Origin of the sequence: Streptomyces sp. NPDC048278 (assembly GCF_040652195.1) — a bacterium.
Taxonomy (GTDB): domain Bacteria; phylum Actinomycetota; class Actinomycetes; order Streptomycetales; family Streptomycetaceae; genus Streptomyces.
Map to the genome: position 1 here is coordinate 82,553 of NZ_JBEZLP010000021.1, position 19,203 is coordinate 101,755.

Sequence of the window (19,203 nt, forward strand, 5' to 3'; positions counted from 1 at the left end):
GGCGAGCATACCGGGCGGTATGTGCGGAGGGGAGCCCTGCCGGTGATTTCGGGTGCGGGGCGATGGGGTCGGCTGCCGCGGGTCGTCGTTCGGGCGCGGGACGTTCGTGGCTGGTCGCGCAGTTCCTCGCGCCCCTGAAGGGGCGCTCCGTTCGGGGCGTTTTCCCCGGGCCGTCAGTCCAGCACCCGGGCCAGGTACGCCCGTAGCAGTTCCCGGGTCTCCGTGATGATCGACTCGTCGCCCTCCGGGGCCATCCGGAAGGACAGGTGGACGAGGGCGTCGGCTGTTTCCACGGCCACCAGGAAGGTGCGGCGCAGCGGCTCGTCGGGGGTGCGGCCGATGTACGCCGCCAGGAGGTCGGTCAGCCGGTCGGCCACCCGGTGGTTCGGCTCCGCGTCGCGGACGCCGACCGGGATCTGGTTGCCGAAGTCGACGAGGGAGAAGCCGGGGGCGGTGCGTTTCATGGCCAGGTACTCGTCGAGCACCGCGTCCATCGCCGTCCGCCAGTCGCCCTTCGGCGCCTCCTTCAGCCGCTCGGTGACACGCTCGGTGAAGCGCTCCAGGTTGCGCTGGGCGAGGGCGTCGGCCATCTGCCGCTTGTTGCCGAAGAAGCGGTAGACCGAGCCGATGGGCACCCCGGCGCGCACCGCGACGGCCCGGGTGCTCAGTTCGTCGTAGCCGACCTCGTCGAGGAGGTCGGCGCAGGCGTCGAGGATCCGGGTCAGCCGTTCGGCGCTGCGGCGCTGTACGGGCGCTTTGCGAAGCGGTGTCGCTGGGGGCACGGGCTTCATGATGCCTTTCCGCCGGGATCAGGTGAACCTCGCCCCCCAGTACGCGGACGGATGGCCCATGCACTCATCCGGCGTCCGGGCTGCTCGCGGCGGTGCCGGTACCGGCGCCGGTGCCGTTGCCGGTGGCCGAGGGGGTGGCGGGCCCGGCTCCCGGTGCCGACGGCGACGCCGTCTCCGCGCCCGACGCCGTGACGTCCGCCGTGCTCTCCACCGGCTTGCCGTGCACGGCCCAGACCGTGCCGTCGTCGGCGTAGAGCCGGGCGGTGACGTGGTGGGTGCCGTGCGGGACGAGACCGGCGGGCAGGTGGTAGGCAGAGGTGCGCAGCCGGGTGACCAGGCCGCCGTCCACGAAGAGGTAGGCGAGCCCCCGGCCGACGACCGCCTTCGCCGCGGTGCCCGCCCGGGAGAACCGGAAACGGTGCAGGTCGAGCCGTACGTCCCAGCCGCCGGAGGCGTCCGGGGTGACCACCGTGCCCACCTCGGGCGCCTGCTTCTTGTCCAGTTCGCGGTAGTGGCGTCCGCTCTCGTCCGTGTCGTCGAGGATCTTGCCCACCGGCGAGGGCGACTCCGCACCTCGCTGCCCGTGGGTCCGCCCGGTCCCGCAGCCCGCCGCGGCGACCAGGAGCAGCACGCAGACCGCGAGCGCACCCGGCAGTCCACGCGTCCACGACATGCCCGGGAGCGTAGAACAGCACGCCGCGGACCGGATCCCCCTGAAGTCGGGTTCTCGCCATCCGCCGCCGGGATGATCCGGGCCCTCTTGCACCCGCCCTCGCGTAATCCTACGGTGATGCATAGGAATCGATGGCACGCAGGTTCAGGGAGCGATCATGAGCGATGGGGGTACCTCCCGCGCGAGCGCGTTCGAGCGGGACCGCGGCGAGGCGCGGAAGACCGCCGAAGGGCTGGCGTACCTCTCCGGGTTCGGCAACGAGCACTCCTCGGAGGCGGTGCCGGGCGCCCTGCCCGAGGGCCGCAACTCCCCGCAGCGCGCCCCGCTCGGCCTGTACGCGGAACAGCTCAGCGGTTCGGCCTTCACCGAGCCGCGGGCCCACAACCGCCGCTCCTGGCTGTACCGGATCCGCCCCTCGGCCGCCCACCCGGCGTTCACCCGCGCCGCCGGCAACGGCGGGCTGCGCACCGCTCCCTTCACGGAGCTCGCCCCGGACCCGAACCGGCTGCGCTGGAACCCCCTGCCGGAGCCCGCGCCGGGCACGGACTTCCTGGCCGGCCTGTGGACCCTGGGCGGCAACGGCGACGCGACCCAGCGCGCCGGCATGGCCGTGCACCTCTACCACGCCGACGCCTCCATGGAGCGGGTCTTCTCCGACGCGGACGGCGAGCTGCTGATCGTCCCGGAGCACGGCGGGCTGCTGCTGCGCACGGAGTTCGGCCTGCTGCATGTGGAGCCGGGACATGTGGCGCTGATCCCGCGTGGGGTCCGCTTCCGTGTGGAGCTGCTGGATGCCACGGCCCGGGGTTATGTGTGCGAGAACTACGGCTCGCCGTTCCGCCTCCCCGACCTCGGCCCCATCGGCGCCAACGGCCTCGCCAGCGCCCGCGACTTCCTGGCCCCCGTCGCCGCCTACGAGGACGTCGAGGGTCCGGTGGAGGTGGTCAACAAGTTCTGCGGCAACCTGTGGACCGCCACATATGACCACTCCCCACTGGACGTGGTCGCCTGGCACGGCACACATGTGCCGTACGCCTATGATCTGCGCCGTTTCAATGTGATCGGCACCATCTCGTACGACCACCCCGATCCGTCGATCTTCACGGTGCTGACGTCCCCGTCCGACACCCCCGGCCTGGCCGGTGTCGACTTCGTGGTCTTCGCGCCGCGCTGGCTGGTGGGCGAGGACACCTTCCGGCCGCCGTACTTCCACCGGAACGTGATGAGCGAGTACATGGGGCTCGTCGAGGGGGCGTACGACGCGAAGGCGGAAGGGTTCGTGCCGGGCGGCGGGTCGCTGCACAACATGATGTCGGCGCACGGTCCGGACCGGGAGACGTTCGACCGGGCGAGCGCGGCCGAGCTGAAGCCCCAGAAGGTGGACGACGGCCTGGCGTTCATGTTCGAGACCCGCTGGCCGGTGACGCTCACCCCGCAGGCGTCGGCCGCCGAACACCTCCAGCAGCGCTACGACGACGTGTGGCGGGGCCTGGAACGGCACTTCCGCCCCTTGCACTGAAGATCCCCCACCGGTACGGATGGCCCCGTGACCTCCTTCGCCCCGGACTCGATCGTCCTCAACCGCAAGCTGCCGCTCTGGTACCAGGTGTCGCAGTCGCTGCGTGCCTCGATACTCGGCCGCTCGCCCCGGGACCCGCTCCGGCTGCCCACCGAGGAACGGCTCGCGGAGCACTACGGCGTGAGCGTGCTGACGATGCGGCAGGCGCTGAAGGAGCTGGAGGACGAGGGCCTGATCAGCCGGCACCGCCGCCGGGGCACCTTCATCGAGCCGGACGCCCGGCGCGGCACCCCGGTACGGCTGCTCGGCTCGGTGGACGCGATCGTGGCACAGCAGTCGGGGATGACGGCGGAGCTGCTGGAGCACGGCACGGCCCCCGTGACCGGCGAACTCGTCGAGTACTTCCCGGATCTCGCCGAGGTGGCGACGTACCACCGCCTCCGCAGCGACGAGCAGACGGGCGAGCCGACCAACCACGCCCGCAACCACGTCCGCCCCGAACTGGCCGAGCGCATCGACCCGGAGGACCTGGCCCGGCAGCCGATGACCAAGGTGCTCCGGGACGTCGTGGGCGCGGACATCAGCCGCATCACGGACACGGTGGCGGCCCGGCTGGCCGACCCGGAGACCGCCCGGCTGCTCCAGGTCCCGCTGCTGAGCCCGATCCTGCACTACACGGGCGTCACCTACGACACCGCCGGCCGGGTCCTGGACCTGGCGGTCATCCACTACCGCGGCGACCGTTTCTCCTTCACGGTCACGCTCGACGCGACCTGAAGTCGTCGTACGATGCCGGGCGTGACGCACGACGACGCTCCGCTGCTGGCGGACCTCATGCCGTGGTCCGTCGCACCACTACGGCTCGGCCGGGGGTGGCCGACGGCCGCCGACCCGGCGACCCTGAAGTCCCGCTGGGACGCCCTCGTGAAGGCCGAGGGCGCCGACCGGGAGGCCCTGTTCGAGCCGACGCGGGCCCGGACGGTCCACTCCGCGGTCGCCCAGCTCCCCGGCCAGCCCAGCGGCACCGAACCGCTCGCCGAGGCGGCGGGCCCCTGCCCGGCCCCGGTCCGCGTCCTGGCCGCCCCGTTCGACGAGCAGTGGCTGATCCCGGACCACCGCCTGATCGACGCGGCCCGCCCGGAGTTGTGGCGGGTGGCGGACGACCGGCAGGTCTTCGCCGTGGAGTCGCCGGAGGGCATGCCCCTGCTGGCGACCTCCCTCCTCCCCACCCTGCGTGCGGGCCGCATCCGCCCGCTGTACCGCCGCCCGGGCGGCGAGGAACCCAACCTGGTCCCCGGTCTGCTGGATCACCTGACCGGGCGGCTGGGCCGAGAGGTCACCCCGCCGGACGTCCTCGCCTGGATCCTGGTCGCGGTCCGCCAGGACCGCACCGTGCCGCTCACCGCCGACGCCGGACTCTGGGCGCGGGGCGTGGAGCTCGGCCACCGGGCCCTGTGGCTGCTGCGCCGCGACGGCGACCGCCCCAAACTCCCGGGGGGCCGCCGCCCGTACGTCCGGGCCCCGCTTCCCGCCCGCCCCCTCACGATCCTCTACGACAGGGAGGAGGAGGCCCTCCACCTCGACGAGGGCCGTATCTCCCCGGTGCCGCCGGACGCGTGGGACTTCAGGACGGGCGAGGTACGGGTCCTGGAGGCGTGGTTCGCGGCCCGCACGGCGGAGACGGCGGAACCGGGAACCCTCGCCGCGATCACCCCGCCGGCCTGGTCCCAGCCGTGGACCTCGGAACTGCTGGAGCTGATCACGGTCCTGGCCCTGCTGGCGGACGTCCGCACCCGACAGGCCGCCCTGGAGGTCGGGACACAGATCACCGCGACCGACCTGACGGGAGCGGGCGTACTCCCGCCCCCGGGGACAGCCCGCAGACCGGCTTCGGTCCTGGACCACCAGGAGGAAGGCCCAGCCGGCCAGTTCACGTTGCTGTGACCAACCTGTTCGGGGGCCGACCAGCCTCTGCCCACCCGCGGCCTACGACGAAGCGAACCCGCCCAGAACCCTCTCCACCGCCCGCCGGAAAACCCCCTCCATGTCGACCGGCCCCGGATCCCCCGCATCCCCCGCGAACGCCGCCGCCATCCGCGGATACGCCCCCGAGGCGATCTGCCCTCCGAGATAGGCGATGCGCACCGCGTTCTCCCGCTCCTCGGACCACGGCAGGTTCCGCACCCGTTCGGCCGTGTCGATCTCGTTCCGCACATAGGTCGTGACCACACCGTTCACCATGGCGATCAGCTCGAACTTGGTGCCGTACGACACGTCCAGCGGATCCAGGCAGGCCAGGCAGTGCTCCAGATAGCGCAGGGCATGTGGGCTGAACCCGTAGACCGGTGACATCAGACGGGGCAACCAGGGGTGCCGGCGCATCAACTCCCGTGTCTGCTCGGCGACCCGCATCATGTCGGCCCGCCAGTCCCCGGTCGGCTCCCACCGTTCGTGCTCGGAGCTGACCGCGTCAACCATCAGCTCGTACAGGTCCTCCTTGCGGGGAACGTAGTTGTACAGGGACATCGTCCCGCACCCCACCCCGGCCGCCACATGCCGCATCGACACGGCGTCCAGCCCCTCCGCGTCGGCGATCCGCGCCGCGACGGCAGCGATGTCGGCGCGAGTGAACGCCGGCTTCGGCCCCCGCCCGGCACGCTCCGGACGCGCCCAGATCACCTCGGGTTCGGCCCCTCGGACTGCCATCGGTCATCACCTCGCCCACCATCCTAGTTACGTACACCGTACGTAGTGAGTTATGGTCACCCCATGACTTCTACGTACGCTGTACTTAGTGAAGGTCTGGAGAAACGCTTCGGCGCGGTGTCCGCGCTGCGCGGTCTCGATCTGGCCGTCCGGCAGGGCACGGTCTGCGGACTGCTCGGGCCGAACGGGGCCGGGAAGACCACGGTCGTACGGCTGCTGGCCACCCTCCTGCGACCCGACGCGGGCTCCGCCCGCATCGCGGGGCACGACGTGGTCCGGGACCCCGGTGCCGTGCGCCGCAGCATCGGCGTCACCGGCCAGTACGCCTCGGTCGACGGCGACCTCACCGGCCGCGAGAACCTGCGCCTCTTCGCCCGGCTGCTCCGGGTACGGAGGCCGGACGACCGGGCGGCCGAACTCCTCGGCCGTTTCGGCCTCACCGAGGCCGCCGACCGCAAGGCGGCCACCTACTCCGGCGGCATGCGCCGCCGCCTCGACCTGGCCGCGAGCCTGGTCCGCCGCCCGGCCGTGCTCTTCCTCGACGAGCCCACCACCGGCCTCGACCCGGCCGGCCGGAGCGGCATCCGGGAAGCGGTGCGCGAGTTGACGGCCGAGGGCACGACGGTGCTGCTCACGACTCAGTACCTGGAGGAGGCCGACCAACTCGCCGACGACATCGTGCTCATGGACCGGGGCCGGGTGGCCCGGACCGGATCGCCCGCCGAACTGAAGGCGCTCATCGGCTGGTACGCGCAGGCGGTGGTCGCCGACCAGGACGCACTGCCGAGGGCCGCCGCGGTCCTCGACCGGCTCACCGGCAGGGAGCCCCGGTTCGACCACGACCGACACGCCGTCGGCGCCGTCACCACGGACCCGACCCTCACCCTCCCCCGCCTGGTGCGCGAACTCGACGCGGCGGGCGTTCCGTTGCTCGACGCGAGCCTCAGGCCACCGACCCTCGACGACGTCTTCCTCCGACTGACGGGAAGTCCCGCATGAGTGCGTTCGTGCACGACGGTGCCGCGATGACGGGCCGGCAGCTGCGCCGGGTCCGGAACAGCCCCGGCCTCGCGGTCCTCAGCCAGCTGATGCCGGTCAACATGCTGCTGTTCTTCGGCTACGTCTTCGGCAGCGCGCTGGCGATGCCGGGCCCTGAGTACCGTTCCTTCCTCGTCCCGGGGCTGTTGGCCGCGACCGCGGCCGGCGGGGTCATGACCGGCATGTTCCAGGCCGCCCAGGACACCCACCGAGGGGTGATGGACCGCTTCAGGACCATGCCGGTGAGCCGGGCCGCCGTACCGCTGGGGCAGGCGGTGGCCGACCTGGTCGTGACGGCGGTCGGAACCGTGCCGCTGCTCCTGGTGGGACTCGCCGTCGGCTGGCGCGTGGCGGGATCGGCTGCCGCGGCGGCCGGCGCGGTGGGCCTCCTGCTGCTGTTCCGGTTCGCCTGCACGACCGTCGGCATCTGCCTCGGCCTGCTCACCCGCAGCGAGGAGGCGGCCGGCCAGATCGGCGCCTCCACCTTCGTGCTGCCGCTGCTGTCCAACGCCTACATACCCACCGGGAACCTCCCGGGCTGGCTGCGCGCGCTCGCCGAGTGGAACCCGATCAGCGCGGTGACGACCGCCCTGCGCGACCTCTTCGGCAACGCTCCCGTACCGGACGGCGCGGCCTGGCCGGTGGCGCACCCCGTGGCGGGATCGCTCGCCTGGAGCCTGGTCCTCGTCGCCGTCTTCCTGCCCCTCGCCGTCCGCCGGTACGGGCGGTGCTGACAAACGCGCCGGTCACCCGACATGATCCGGCGCATGGACCGTCTCCCGCTGCCCCTGGAGGGCATCACCGTCGTCGCCGTCGAACAGGCCGTCGCGGCCCCCTTCGCCACCCGGCAACTGGCCGATCTCGGCGCCCGGGTCATCAAGGTCGAACGCACCGACGGCGGGGACTTCGCCCGCGGCTACGACACCGCCGCCCGCGGTCTCGCCTCGCACTTCGTGTGGTGCAACCGCGGCAAGGAGTCCATCGCGCTGGACCTGAAGGACCCGCGCGGCCTGGACGTGGTGCGGCGGCTGATCGCGGACGCGGACGTCTTCGTGCAGAACCTGGCCCACGGCGCCGCGTCCCGGCTCGGGCTCGACGCGGCCACGCTGTGCGCCGCGCACCCCCGGCTGGTCGCGGTGGACATCTCGGGGTACGGGGCGTCGGGGCCGTACGCCGGCAAACGCGCGTACGACATGCTCGTGCAGTGCGAGGCGGGCCTGGTGTCGGTCACCGGGACGCCGGAGCAGCCCGTGAAGGCGGGGATCCCGGCCGCGGACATCGCGGCGGCCATGTACGCCTTCTCGGGCGTCCTCGCGGCGCTGGTGCGGCGCGGGACGACCGGGCGGGGCGGCCCGGTGGAGGTGTCGATGCTGGAGGCGCTGGCGGAGTGGCTCGGGCATCCGCTGCACCACACCATGCACGGCGGAACACCGCCGGAACGCACCGGCCTCGCACACGCCGTCATCGCACCGTACGACGCCTATCCGACCGCGGACGGCGGGCGGGTGCTGCTGTCGGTGCAGAACGACCGGGAGTGGCGGCGGCTGGCCGAACAGGTGATCGGGCAACCGGAGTTGGGCGTGGATCCGGCGTTCGCGACGAACGCGGCGCGGGTGGTGAACCGGGCCCGGACCGACGAACTGGTGGGGACGGCGCTGAAGGCACTCGGCGCCGACGAGGCGCTGGCCCGGCTGGAGGCCGCGGGCATCGCGTGCGCGCGGCTGCGGGATCTGCACGAGCTGGCCGGGCATCCGCAGCTGGCGGCCCGGGAGCGGTGGCGGGAAGTGGGGTCGCCGGTCGGGCCGCTGCGTGCGTTGCTGCCGCCCATCACGCTGCCGGGCGGGGACGAGGCGCGGATGGGGGATGTGCCCGCGCTCGGGCAGCACACCGAGGCGCTGCTGCGTTCCGTGGGGATGACGGACGCCGAGATCGCAGCGCTGCGCCGGGACGGTGTCGCGGCCTGAGCGCGGGCCTGACGGTCAGCCGGTCAGTGCTTGTTGCCGCCGAACAGCGAACGGCGCAGCCGCCGCAGTGGCGCGAAGAGGGAGACGCGGCTGACCCGTGCGACCCGGTCGCTGCGCTGCGCGGGTTCACGCGCGGTCAGCTCACGCATCAGCGAGGTCGCCTCGACCGCCTGCTGCTGCGGTATGGCGGGACCCGCCAGCACCGACAGATGGCGGTCGAGGCGCGAGCTGGTCGCACCGCTCCCGCAGGTGATCGCAGGAACCCTCGCCCTGCTGCGTGTTATCTGATCCATGTCACTCCCCACCCGTACGAGTCCACCCGGCCCGGGCAGGGTAACCCTATCGCCCCGATGGGGCACTCGTGTATCGCGGTCACAGGATTCACCTTCCCCGCAAGGGTGTTGACGACCCCTCTTGAACTACACTTTGACTACTCTCCGAATCCAACCGATTTCAGGGCGAGTTGGACAACCGGCTGGCTGGTGGGCTGCGCTGACCCGCCGGCGGGCTCGACGGTCACCGCGAGTGACGTCGCCGATCTGCTCAGACCCGTGGCGACCAGGGGCGTGTCACCCTCGAAGAGCCCGAGGGAGCGTGGTTGCACACGGGGGCGCATGAGCCAGAGCTGGTGCACGCGGCCGTTGGACGGGGTGCCGTATCCGCTGAGCGTGACGACGGCCTGGCCCTCCGATACGGAGGCGACCGTTCCGATACTTCGGCCCTGGGTGTCCTTGTAGGTGGTCGCGCGGGCGTCGGTCGCGGCCAGAACGTGGGCGATCTCACGTGACTGGGCGCGCTCGGCGTCGAGCTGGTTCTGTGTCCGGTCGGCCTGCACCGCGAACAGCGAGGCGACGACCAGTGCGGCGGCTGCGGTGGCGGTGGCGAACGGCACGAACAGGGGGCGCGGACGGCGGCGCGGCGGCGGGGGCTGTGCGCCCCAGACGTGCGGCGGCAGGTTGGGCACGCGTTCCTGGCCGGGGGCCGGCTCCTGCGGGGTGGCGCGGACGGCGGCCAGCACCCGGCCGCGCATCGCCAGGGGCGGCGGGGCCGCCGCGGAGAAGGCGAGCCGCACCGTGTCCTCGGTCAGTTCCCGGACCTCGTCGGCGCACCGGTCGCAGTCCCGCAGGTGCTTCTCGAAGCGGCGCCGCTCGCCGGGCTCCAGGGCGTCCAGGGCGTAGGGCGCGGCCAGCGAGTGCAGGTCCTCGCGGTGCAGCAGACGGCCGACCAGGCTCACGCCACACCTCCCAGGCAGTCGCGCAGCCGGGTGAGTCCGTCGCGCATCCGTGTCTTGACCGTGCCCAGCGGCAGCTTGAGCCGCTCGGCGACCTCACGGTACGTGTAGCCGTCGTAGTAGGCGAGGGTGACGGACTGCCGCTGGAGGGCGGTGAGGCGGTCCAGGCAGCGGCGTACCCATTCGCGTTCCAGGCCGGCCTCCACCGTTTCGGCGACCTGGTCGAAAGCGGGTTCGCCGGCCCGCAGCGCCTCGCGCTGCTCGCGCTCGCCGGCCGCGCGGGCGCTGCGCACCCGGTCGACGGCGCGGCGGTGGGCGAGGGTGAGGATCCAGGACAGGGCGCTGCCCCGGCCGGGGTCGAACTTGGCGGCGGAGCGCCAGAGTTCGAGGAGCACCTCCTGGGACACCTCCTCGGACTGGGCGGGGTCCCGGACCACCCTGCGCACGAGCCCGAACACCGGCCCGGACACCAGTCCGTAGAGGTCCTCGAACGCCTTCTGGTCGCCACCGGCGACGAGCACCAGCAGTTCGTCCGCCTCCATCCCGTCCCCCCTCCTGTGGCCGCACCCGGCCCGTCCTCCCACACCAGGCATTCGCAACTGACACACCTCCGGCAGAAGTACGTATGCGGGAGGCAAAAACGCGGGTCGAGCAGGAAGAAAAGATTTTTTTCTTCGGACCAATCCAAACGGCCCTCCGGCTCCGTATACCCGTCCGTCAAGCAAGTTGGGACCGAGGGACGGACGGCATGACACCTCTAAACTCCAGGGGCGGCGCAGGGCGCAAGGGCCTTGTCACGCTCATCTGTGGGGCACTGGCCACCGGCGGGATCACAGCCGCCAGCGTCGCCGCGCTGGAACCGGGGGCGGCCTCCGCCTCCTCCCACCGGGAGGCCCCGCTCATCTCGGGCACCCCGCAGTACGACAACACCGACCTGTACGCGTTCGTCAGCCCGGACAAGCCCGACACGACCACGATCGTGTCGGACTACATCCCCTTCGAGGAGCCGGCCGGCGGCCCGAACTTCTACCAGTTCGCCGACGACGCCCAGTACGACATCCACATCGACAACAACGGTGACGCGAAAGACGACCTGATCTTCCGTTACACCTTCAGCACCAAGATCAAGAACAAGAAGACGTTCCTCTACAACACGGGCGTGGTCGACAGCCTGAACGACCCGGACCTGAACGTCACGCAGTCGTACGACCTCGACCTGATCAAGCTGAAGAACGGCAGGCAGCAGTACAAGACGCGGATCGCCGACAACGTCCCGGCGGCGCCGTCGGACGTCGGCAAGGCGTCGATGCCGGACTACGCGAAGCTGCGCTCCCAGGCCATCTACAAGACGACCAACGGCGGCGCGACCTTCGCCGGTCAGGCCGACGACCCGTTCTTCGCGGACCTGCGCGTCTTCGACCTGCTGTACGGCGGCAACCTGAGCGAGGTCGGCAACGACACCCTCAAGGGCTACAACGTCAACACGATCGCCCTCCAGGTGCCGAACTCCCTGATCCGGCAGTCGGCTTCGCGCCCGACCGTCGGCATCTACGCGACGACCCAGCGCAGGAACGCCCAGGGCTACTACTCGCAGGTCTCGCGCCTCGGCAACCCGCTGGTCAACGAGGTCGTCAACCCGCAGAAGGACAAGGACAAGTTCAACGCGTCCCAGCCCAAGGACGACGCGCAGTTCCTGAAGAACGTCACCAACCCGGAACTGCCGAAGCTCATCGAGGCGATCTACCACATCAAGGCGCCGTCCGAGCCCCGCAACGACCTCGTCAGCGTGTTCCTGACGGGCGTCAAGGGCCTCAACACGCTGCAGCCGCAGGCGAAGCCGTCGGAGATGCTCCGCCTGAACACGTCCATCAAGCCCACCGCGAAGCCCAAGCGGCTCGGTGTGCTGGACGGTGACAACCAGGGCTTCCCGAACGGACGCCGGCTCACCGACGACGTGATCGACGAGGCGCTCCAGGTCATGGAGGGCGAACTGGTCGGTTCCAAGAACGACCTGGGCGACGCCGTCGACAAGAACGACAAGACCTTCGAGAAGTACTTCCCGTACGTGGCCGAGCCGACGTCCGGCTCGCGCGGCAAGATCGCCAAGGCGGCGGACGGCAGCAGCACGAAGAGCGCGCTGGGCGACGCCCTGACCGGTTCCAGCAGCAACAACACCACGCTGATCGCGGGCTCGGCGGCTGCGGGTGCGGCGGGCGTCCTGCTGATCGGCACCGGGTTCGGCTGGTGGCGGCGGCGGGTGCGGCGACCGTACTAATCGCCTTTCCTCTCGGGGCAGTCGGGCGACTGCGGGTCGGCGGTGGCTGATCGCGCAGTTCCCCGCGCCCCTTACGGGGCGCTCGATTCACGCCCCTCATGTACTGGCGCGGCCCGCACCCACCCAATCCCCCACGGCGCGGGCCGCGCCGCTCCGCGCGAACTGTTACTAGGAGAGGGCATGGCCCCGGGTACGAACGACAAGCAGCCCGCCGAGACGAAGGACGACGAGCGCGTCACCGCCCTGCGCCGGTTCGCCGCCGCGGGGCGGAACTGGCGCCGGGCGCAGCTCGCGGGCTCCGCCGTGCTGATGGCCATCGCGCTGACCGGCGGGGCGATCGCCTTCGGGTCCACCGGTGACGGCGGTACCGCGTCGGTCGCTACGTCGAGCGCGGTGGACCCGGGGATGCTCGCGAGCGGGGACATCGACACGACCATCGCCTCCCTCCAGGCGCATCTGCGCACCCAGCCGAAGGACTCCGACAGCTGGGCCACCCTCGGCCTCGCCTACGTCGAGCAGGCCCGCACCAAGGGCGACCCGTCGCGCTACCCGCAGGCCGAGAAGTCCCTCAAGCGCGCGCTCCAGATCACCCCGCACAACGACCAGGCCCTGGCCGGCGAGGCGGCGCTGGCCGCCGCCCGGCACGAGTTCGCGCAGGCGCTCACCTACGCGGACCAGGCCCTGAAGCAGAACCCGTACAGCCCGAACGCCCTCTCCTCCCGGATCGACGCCCTGGTCGAACTCGGCCGCTACGACGAGGCGAGCAAGGCGGCGGACCTCGCCGACCGGCGCAAGCCCGGCGTACCGGTGTTCACCCGGTTCGCGTACGTCCGGGAGCTGCGCGGTGACGTGAAGGGCGCCCGGCAGGTGCTGGAGCAGGCCCTGGCGACGGCCACCTCGAAGGGCGACATCTCCTATGTGGCCGCCCAGCTCGGTCTGCTCGCCTGGAACCAGGGCGACTACAAGACCGCGCAGGACTACTACGCCCGCGCCCTGGCCTCCGACGACACCTACATTCCGGCGCTTGAGGGCCGGGCGCGGGTCCAGGCGGCGCTCGGTGACCGGGCCGACGCGATCAAGGGCATGGAACTGGTCGTCTCCCGCTATCCGCTCCCCCAGCAGCTCGTCGAACTGGGCGAGTTGTACGAGGCCCGCAACGCCGAGGGCGACAAGGCGAAGGCCGAGGACCAGTACGCGCTCGTCGAGGCCTGGATCGCGCTCGCCCGCGCCAACGGAGTCAACGCCGACCTCGACACCGCCCTCGCCGCCGCCGACCACGGCAACAAGGCCGAATCGCTGAAGGCCGCCCGCGCCGAGTGGGCCCGCCGGCACACCGTGCACACGGCGGACGCGCTGGGCTGGGCCCTGTACGTCAACGGCCAGAAGAAGGCGGCGCTGCCGTACGCCCGGCAGGCCACCGCCACCGGCTACCACAACGCCTCCTTCACCTACCACCTCGGCATGATCGAGCTGGCCAACGGCGAGAAGGCGGCCGGCCGGGCCGCGCTCACCAAGGCCCTCAAGCTCAACCCGGGCTTCTCCCCGCTCGGCGCCCGTACGGCCCGCAAGGCGCTGGAGGACTCGAAGTGAACCTGCGCCGGATCGCCGCCGTCTTCACCGTGGCCTGCGCCGCGACGCTGCTGTCCGCCACGGGCGCGAGCGCGCACCCGCTCGGCAACTTCACCGTCAACAAGTACGACGGACTCGTCGCCGCCCCCGGGCAGCTCCGCGTCGACCACGTCGAGGACCTCGCCGAGATCCCGGCGACCCAGGCCAAGCCCGACCTGAAGCGGCTCGGCACCGCCAAGTGGGCCGAGCAGCGCTGCACGACCGCGGCCGACGGCAGCAGGCTCACCGTCGACGGCCGTGCGACCCCGCTGACCGTGCGGACCAGCCACGCCGAACTCCGCCCCGGCCAGGCGGGCCTGAACACCCTGCGCGTGGAGTGCCGCTTCACCGCGCCGCTCCCCAAGGGCACCACCGCCACCCTCGCCTTCCACAGCGCGGGCGCCGACACGGGGCCCGGCTGGCGGGAGATCACGGCGCGCGGCGACCGGATGACGCTGACGACGTCGGACGTGCCGAAGACGTCCGTCTCCCACGAACTCACCAGTTACCCCAAGGACCTGCTCTCCTCCCCTGCCGACATCACCACCGCCGCCGTCCACGTGCGGCCCGGCGGCCCGGCCCTCGGCCAGGAGCGGCAGGACACCCCGGGCGCGGAGATCCTCCCCCGGGGCATCGACCGCTGGACCCAGGCCCTGACCGACCTGGTCGCCCGCAACCACCTCACCTTCGGCTTCGCGGTGCTCGCGCTCTTCATCTCGATCGCCCTGGGCGCGATGCACGCCCTCGCGCCGGGCCACGGCAAGACCCTGATGGCGGCGACGGCAGCGGCCCGCGGTGGCCGCGCCCGGCTCCGCGACGTCCTCCCGCTGGCCGCGTCGGTCACGGTCACCCACACCCTGGGCGTGGTCGCCCTCGGCGTCCTGGTGACGGCGGGCTCGGCGGCCACCCCGTCGGTGATCGCCTGGCTGGGCATCGCGAGCGGCCTCATGGTCCTGGCGGCCGGCGCGAACCTGACCCGCAGGGCCTGGCGGAACCGGGCCCACGAGCAGGCGCACGCCCACGGCCACCATCATCACGAGCACGATCACGATCACGATCACGGCCACGAGCACGGGCACGGGCACGGGCACGAGGCGACCGAGAAGCGGGAGCTGGCCCTGGTGGGGGCACACGAACACGCCCGTGCCCACGCCCACACGCACGAAAGCGGCCACGACCACGGCCACACGCACGGGCAGATACACGATCACGGGCACGACCATCCGCATGACCACCCCCATGCTCATGGCCATGACCACGGCGCCCAGCCACTCTCCCTGGCCGCGCGGTCGCCCGAGGACGACGGCCGGCCCGCACCCCACTCAGCCCGTCCGGCGATTGAGGACGAGGCCGTTCAGGCCGAAGGGGGGTCCGGGGGCGCAGCTCCCGAGCACGGCCACACCAACGTCCCGCACAGTCACGGCGGGTTCACCCACACGCACCCCACGGCCCCCACCCTCCGCGGCACCATCCTGCTCGGGTTCGCCGGCGGCCTCGTCCCCAGCCCCTCCGCCGTGGTCGTGCTCGTCGGCGCCGCCGCCCTCGGCCAGGCCTGGTTCGGACTGCTTCTCGTGGTCGCCTACGGCGTCGGTCTCGCGCTGACGCTGACCGCCGCCGGGTTCGCCGTCGTCAAGCTGGGTACGGGAATGACTCGGGTGATGGACAAACGCCCTCGCTGGACCACCCACCCGACGGCGGCGCTGGTCCGCAGGACCATTCCGCTCGTCTCGGCACTCGTGGTCGTGGCCCTGGGCGCCGGACTGGTGCTCAAGGGGGCCGCATCCGCACTTCTCTGAGTTACGTTTGTGATGAATTCGCGCGAGCTGCCGTGGGGGGCACCCGTGACCGATCAGCCGGGCCGTGAGCGAGTGATCGCGGGCCGCTACCGACTGCTTTCCCCGCTGGGCGAGGGTGGCATGGGCACCGTGTGGCGGGCCCGCGACGAGGTGCTGGGCCGTGACGTCGCCGTCAAGGAGGTGCGGGCGCCCGCCGGGCTGCCCGGCTCCGACGTCGAGCGGATGTACGCCCGGCTGGAGCGCGAGGCCTGGGCCGCGGCCCGGGTGGCGAACCGCAACGTGGTGACGGTGTACGACGTGGCGATGGAGGGCGGACGGCCCTGGGTCGTCATGGAGTTGATCCCCGGCGTGTCCCTCGCCGACGTGCTGGAGGCGGAGGGGCCGATGTCCCCGCAGCGGGCGGCGGGCGTCGGTGCCGAGGTGCTGTCCGCGCTGCGGGCCGCGCACGCGGCCGGCGTGCTGCACCGGGACGTGAAGCCCGGCAACGTGCTGCTGTCGAACGACGGCCGGGTGGTGCTCACCGACTTCGGGATCGCCACCGTCGAGGGCAGTTCGGCGCTGACCATGACCGGCGAGGTGATCGGCTCGCCGGAGTTCCTCGCCCCGGAGCGGGCGCTGGGGCGGGCGTTCGGCCCCGAGTCCGACCTGTGGTCGCTCGGCGTGCTGCTGTACGCGGCGGTGGAGGGCGCCTCGCCGTTCCGGCAGGACACCCCGCTCAGCACCCTGCGGGCGGTGGTCGACGAGGAGTTGCCGCCGCCGTACCGGGCCGGACCGCTCACCCCCGTCATCGAGGGGATGCTCCGCAAGGACCCGGCCGCGCGGATCTCCGCCGAACAGGCCGAGCGCGACCTGCGGCTGGTCGCGGCCGGGGGCACTCCGGGCACCACCGCCACCGTCCCGGTCCCGGGGCCGTACGAGGCGCCGACCGCCGTCGCCCGGCAGACCCGGCCGTTCTCCCCCACGCCCCCGTTGCCCACCCCGGCGGACGCCTGGCCGACCGCCGCCGACCGCGGTGGCAACCGCAGGGCGGGCACCGTGCTGCTCATCGGCCTGGTGCTGGTCGCTCTCGCGCTCGGCGGGCTGACGTACGCCCTCCTCAACCACGACAACGGCGACAGCGGCGGCGGCGACAACGCCGGGGCGAGCCAGTCGGCCAGCAACCTCAGCTCCCCGGCGCCCAGCCGGAGCAGCCGTGCCGCGTCCGAGTCCCCGTCGGCGTCCGCGAGCAGCAGCGCGCCCCGGCAGAGTGTGAAGGTCAGTGTGACCGGGTCCCGCACGGACTATTCGGGGTCCTGTCCGCCGTCGACGGCGCAGGCGCCCACGTTCACGGCGACGTTCACGGTGGGGAGCGTGCCCGAGGACGTCCAGTACCGGTGGGTGCTGAAGAACGGGAAGCTCGACGACCAGGGCTGGAAGACGCTGTCCTTCCCGGACGGCGGCGGGCGGACCCGGCAGACGGGGGTGACCGTGACGACCTGGTCCGACAGCGGGACGCTGAGCGACGCGATCGCCGTCGAGGTGCGCAGCCCGGTGGAGACGACGTCCAACTCGGTACCGTTCACGGTCACCTGCACGAAGACGACGGAGACCCCGACCGACGGGGCCTCCGCTTCGCCTTCGTCCTCGAGTTCGTACTAGAGCGGTCGCACGGGGACTCAGGACGCGTTGCTGGTCAGCACCGGCAGGTAGCCGCCGGACTGGCCGGCCGCGGTGGGGTGGTACGACTCGGTGATGTCCAGCCAGTTGACGCTGTGCAGCCAGGAACTGCCGGAGCAGATCTCGTGGCTGGCGAACGCGGTGCGGACGTCGCCGAAGGTGAACCCGTGGTCGGCGGCGCGTTTGGCGATCGCGGTGTCGATGTAGTCGGCGGCGTTGTTGATGGCGGTGCGCTTGGCCGTGGAGAGGCCGAGGCAGGTGGTACCCAGCAGGTAGAAGCGGGGGTAGCCGAGGACGACGACCTTGGCGTTGGGGGCCTTGGCGCTGATCGCGTCGTACACGTTGTCGAGCTTGCCGGGGAGCGTGGAGTCGACGTACGCCTCCGCGGTGCTGATCCGGGACAGGCAGGTGCTGTCCGAGCTGAGCACACAGGTCGTCATGACGTCGGCGAAGCCCGCGTCGTTGCCGCCGATGGTGACGGAGACCAGGGCGGTGGAGGAGCTGAGCGTGCCGAGCTGGCCGGAGAGCACGTCGTCGGTGGTGGCGCCCGAACAGGCGAGGAACGAGAACGAGGACGGGCTGTGGGCGGCGTTCCACAGGTAGGGGTAGGCGTTGGTGCTGCGGTCGCAGCTGCCACTTGAGCTGATGTAGCTGCCCGCGCCGACGCCGGACGCGTACGAGTCGCCGAGCGCCACATAGCCCCCGGTCGCGGCCTGCGCTTCCGTGGCGGCGGCCCCGGTGAGGGCGAGGCCGGTGGCGAGGAGGAGTGAAGTCACGTATGCCGTAATTCGGGAACGTCTCATGGAACCTCCCTTTAGCAGGATCTCTGCCATAACTGTCGTAGCAACTACGCGTGTTGACGGGAAGTGTCCATGCCAAAACTGTTCAGGATCTCAACCGGCCCTCACCGGACCGATCCTGTGCGTTCCCGGCACGTTTGATGACGCGGCCATGGCAATCCGGCGAGCACTGAAACCCGTGTCGTAACCGATCATCAGAACGCACCGAAATCGAGCGACTTGTTCCCCGGAGATAACAGGTGTCTCCGGGGAACGGTCATGTCCGGAGACCTGCTTGACGCCCCCCGTTCGGCTGCGCGACATTGAAGCCCGGCATCCGACGCCTTGGGGGGCAAAGTCGGTCATGCAGACCATACGTCTCAAGACATCGTCAACAGCGGGCGAACGGGCACGTCCAGGACCGGGGAGGGACCTGGGGCCCCTGTTCGCGGGGGCCACGACGGCCGTCGCCGGGACCGGTGCGCTGCTCGCGCTCATCGACTCCGGCTCGTCGCTGCGCGGGCCGCTCGCGCTGTTCTTCCTGCTCGCCGCGCCTGCCACGGCGATCGGTGCGGCACTGCGCGGACTCGATCCACCGGCCCGCGCGCTCACCGCGCTGGCGGGTGCCGTCGCCCTGGACATGCTGGTCGCCCAGGGCATGCTCGCCACTCACCACTGGTCGTGGCGCGGCGGAATCGTCGCCGTGGCGGCGATCAGCATTCTGCTGCTTCTGCTGGTACTCCTGCGACCGGTGGAACGCATTCTCGAACGGATGTCCCGGCGAACCGGGAAAGCCCGTTCGAGCTGAAGAACCCTGAAGAACAAGGTCGGCCAAAGTTTCGTAACGGCCAAACCAATAAAAACGTGAGGACCAGTTCCCGGACTTGCCATACTGGCCCAATCGTCAATACCGTCATACATCTCACCCGCATCGGAACGTCATCAAGCGGCTCTAGGGGAGGGCTCAAGGACCGCGACGTTCCGGAGCGGGGCGCGGTAGGGGGGTGCCGTGCTCGGTGACCGCAATGACCACGTTCGTTTCTCGTGTGACCACTGTCGTTTCCGAGTCGTGCCGCGCGACCGGCTGCCGTTCGTCGGCAGACCGGGCAGATTTACCAGCTCACCTGCGGATACGGAGATCCTTTTTCCGTGTCAGGGGTGAGAAGA

At 71.5% G+C, this 19,203-nt stretch carries 18 protein-coding genes; 11 read left to right on the forward strand and 7 right to left on the reverse strand.

The window, feature by feature from the left end:
* Nucleotides 1–173 precede the first annotated feature (173 nt).
* Complete coding sequence (locus tag AB0D74_RS31080) at nucleotides 174–791, reverse strand: TetR/AcrR family transcriptional regulator (RefSeq protein ID WP_362594381.1); 618 nt, start codon at nucleotides 789–791, stop codon at nucleotides 174–176.
* A 64-nt stretch (nucleotides 792–855) separates the two neighbouring features.
* Nucleotides 856–1,464, reverse strand: coding sequence for a hypothetical protein (locus tag AB0D74_RS31085; protein WP_362594383.1), 609 nt, complete (start codon nucleotides 1,462–1,464; stop codon nucleotides 856–858).
* 157 nt (nucleotides 1,465–1,621) lie between these two features.
* Between AB0D74_RS31085 and hmgA the strand changes: the two genes are divergently transcribed.
* Genes hmgA through AB0D74_RS31100 form a run of 3 tightly spaced genes read left to right on the forward strand, consistent with a single transcriptional unit; the run spans nucleotide 1,622 to nucleotide 4,927 of the window.
* Nucleotides 1,622–2,983: a homogentisate 1,2-dioxygenase gene (hmgA, locus tag AB0D74_RS31090; protein WP_362594385.1), complete on the forward strand. Its 1,362-nt coding sequence runs from the start codon at nucleotides 1,622–1,624 to the stop codon at nucleotides 2,981–2,983.
* A gap of 27 nt (nucleotides 2,984–3,010) precedes the next feature.
* Entirely contained in the window at nucleotides 3,011–3,760 is a 750-nt protein-coding gene (locus AB0D74_RS31095; protein WP_362594387.1) for a GntR family transcriptional regulator, read from the forward strand.
* Between the two features lie 12 nt (nucleotides 3,761–3,772).
* A complete protein-coding gene (locus AB0D74_RS31100) occupies nucleotides 3,773–4,927 on the forward strand; it encodes a type ISP restriction/modification enzyme (protein WP_362594390.1) in 1,155 nt (384 codons plus the stop codon).
* Between the two features lie 42 nt (nucleotides 4,928–4,969).
* Here AB0D74_RS31100 and AB0D74_RS31105 read toward each other — a convergent pair whose 3' ends face one another.
* On the reverse strand, nucleotides 4,970–5,689 hold the full coding sequence (locus tag AB0D74_RS31105) for a TetR/AcrR family transcriptional regulator (protein ID WP_362594392.1): 720 nt from the start codon (nucleotides 5,687–5,689) through the stop codon (nucleotides 4,970–4,972).
* A 63-nt stretch (nucleotides 5,690–5,752) separates the two neighbouring features.
* Here AB0D74_RS31105 and AB0D74_RS31110 point away from each other — a divergent pair, with 63 nt between their 5' ends.
* Genes AB0D74_RS31110 through AB0D74_RS31120 form a run of 3 tightly spaced genes read left to right on the forward strand, consistent with a single transcriptional unit; the run spans nucleotide 5,753 to nucleotide 8,691 of the window.
* The gene (locus AB0D74_RS31110) at nucleotides 5,753–6,688 is read left to right on the forward strand and encodes an ATP-binding cassette domain-containing protein (RefSeq protein WP_362594394.1); all 936 of its coding nucleotides are present in this window, start codon (nucleotides 5,753–5,755) and stop codon (nucleotides 6,686–6,688) included.
* Complete coding sequence (locus AB0D74_RS31115; RefSeq protein ID WP_362594396.1) at nucleotides 6,685–7,461, forward strand: ABC transporter permease; 777 nt, start codon at nucleotides 6,685–6,687, stop codon at nucleotides 7,459–7,461. Before AB0D74_RS31110 ends, AB0D74_RS31115 begins: the two co-directional genes overlap by 4 nt.
* A 33-nt stretch (nucleotides 7,462–7,494) precedes the next feature.
* The gene (locus tag AB0D74_RS31120; protein ID WP_362594398.1) at nucleotides 7,495–8,691 is read left to right on the forward strand and encodes a CaiB/BaiF CoA-transferase family protein; all 1,197 of its coding nucleotides are present in this window, start codon (nucleotides 7,495–7,497) and stop codon (nucleotides 8,689–8,691) included.
* A gap of 23 nt (nucleotides 8,692–8,714) precedes the next feature.
* Here AB0D74_RS31120 and AB0D74_RS31125 read toward each other — a convergent pair whose 3' ends face one another.
* The 3 genes from AB0D74_RS31125 to AB0D74_RS31135 all read right to left on the reverse strand — a co-directional run bounded on the left by AB0D74_RS31125 (nucleotide 8,715) and on the right by AB0D74_RS31135 (nucleotide 10,464).
* Entirely contained in the window at nucleotides 8,715–8,984 is a 270-nt protein-coding gene (locus AB0D74_RS31125) for a hypothetical protein (protein ID WP_089103003.1), read from the reverse strand.
* A 137-nt stretch (nucleotides 8,985–9,121) separates the two neighbouring features.
* Nucleotides 9,122–9,925, reverse strand: a complete 804-nt coding sequence (locus AB0D74_RS31130) for an anti-sigma factor (protein WP_362594401.1) — start codon at nucleotides 9,923–9,925, stop codon at nucleotides 9,122–9,124.
* A complete protein-coding gene (locus tag AB0D74_RS31135; protein ID WP_362594403.1) occupies nucleotides 9,922–10,464 on the reverse strand; it encodes a sigma-70 family RNA polymerase sigma factor in 543 nt (180 codons plus the stop codon). The genes AB0D74_RS31130 and AB0D74_RS31135 overlap by 4 nt, the downstream gene beginning before the upstream one ends.
* 206 nt (nucleotides 10,465–10,670) lie before the next feature.
* On the opposite strand from AB0D74_RS31135, the gene AB0D74_RS31140 reads away from it, so the two are divergent.
* From AB0D74_RS31140 to AB0D74_RS31155, 4 genes are all read left to right on the forward strand, one after another.
* Complete coding sequence (locus AB0D74_RS31140) at nucleotides 10,671–12,197, forward strand: DUF4331 domain-containing protein (RefSeq protein WP_362594405.1); 1,527 nt, start codon at nucleotides 10,671–10,673, stop codon at nucleotides 12,195–12,197.
* A gap of 180 nt (nucleotides 12,198–12,377) precedes the next feature.
* Complete coding sequence (locus AB0D74_RS31145) at nucleotides 12,378–13,787, forward strand: tetratricopeptide repeat protein (protein ID WP_362594407.1); 1,410 nt, start codon at nucleotides 12,378–12,380, stop codon at nucleotides 13,785–13,787.
* 2 nt (nucleotides 13,788–13,789) lie between these two features.
* On the forward strand, nucleotides 13,790–15,601 hold the full coding sequence (locus AB0D74_RS31150) for a nickel transporter (RefSeq protein WP_362594554.1): 1,812 nt from the start codon (nucleotides 13,790–13,792) through the stop codon (nucleotides 15,599–15,601).
* Between the two features lie 45 nt (nucleotides 15,602–15,646).
* Nucleotides 15,647–17,239: a serine/threonine-protein kinase gene (locus AB0D74_RS31155; protein WP_362594409.1), complete on the forward strand. Its 1,593-nt coding sequence runs from the start codon at nucleotides 15,647–15,649 to the stop codon at nucleotides 17,237–17,239.
* Nucleotides 17,240–17,256: 17 nt separating this feature from the next.
* Here the strand turns inward: AB0D74_RS31155 and AB0D74_RS31160 are convergent, their stop codons facing one another.
* Nucleotides 17,257–18,060: an SGNH/GDSL hydrolase family protein gene (locus AB0D74_RS31160; protein ID WP_362594411.1), complete on the reverse strand. Its 804-nt coding sequence runs from the start codon at nucleotides 18,058–18,060 to the stop codon at nucleotides 17,257–17,259.
* 340 nt (nucleotides 18,061–18,400) lie between these two features.
* Here AB0D74_RS31160 and AB0D74_RS31165 point away from each other — a divergent pair, with 340 nt between their 5' ends.
* On the forward strand, nucleotides 18,401–18,844 hold the full coding sequence (locus AB0D74_RS31165; RefSeq protein ID WP_362594413.1) for a hypothetical protein: 444 nt from the start codon (nucleotides 18,401–18,403) through the stop codon (nucleotides 18,842–18,844).
* The last annotated feature ends 359 nt before the right edge of the window (nucleotides 18,845–19,203 follow it).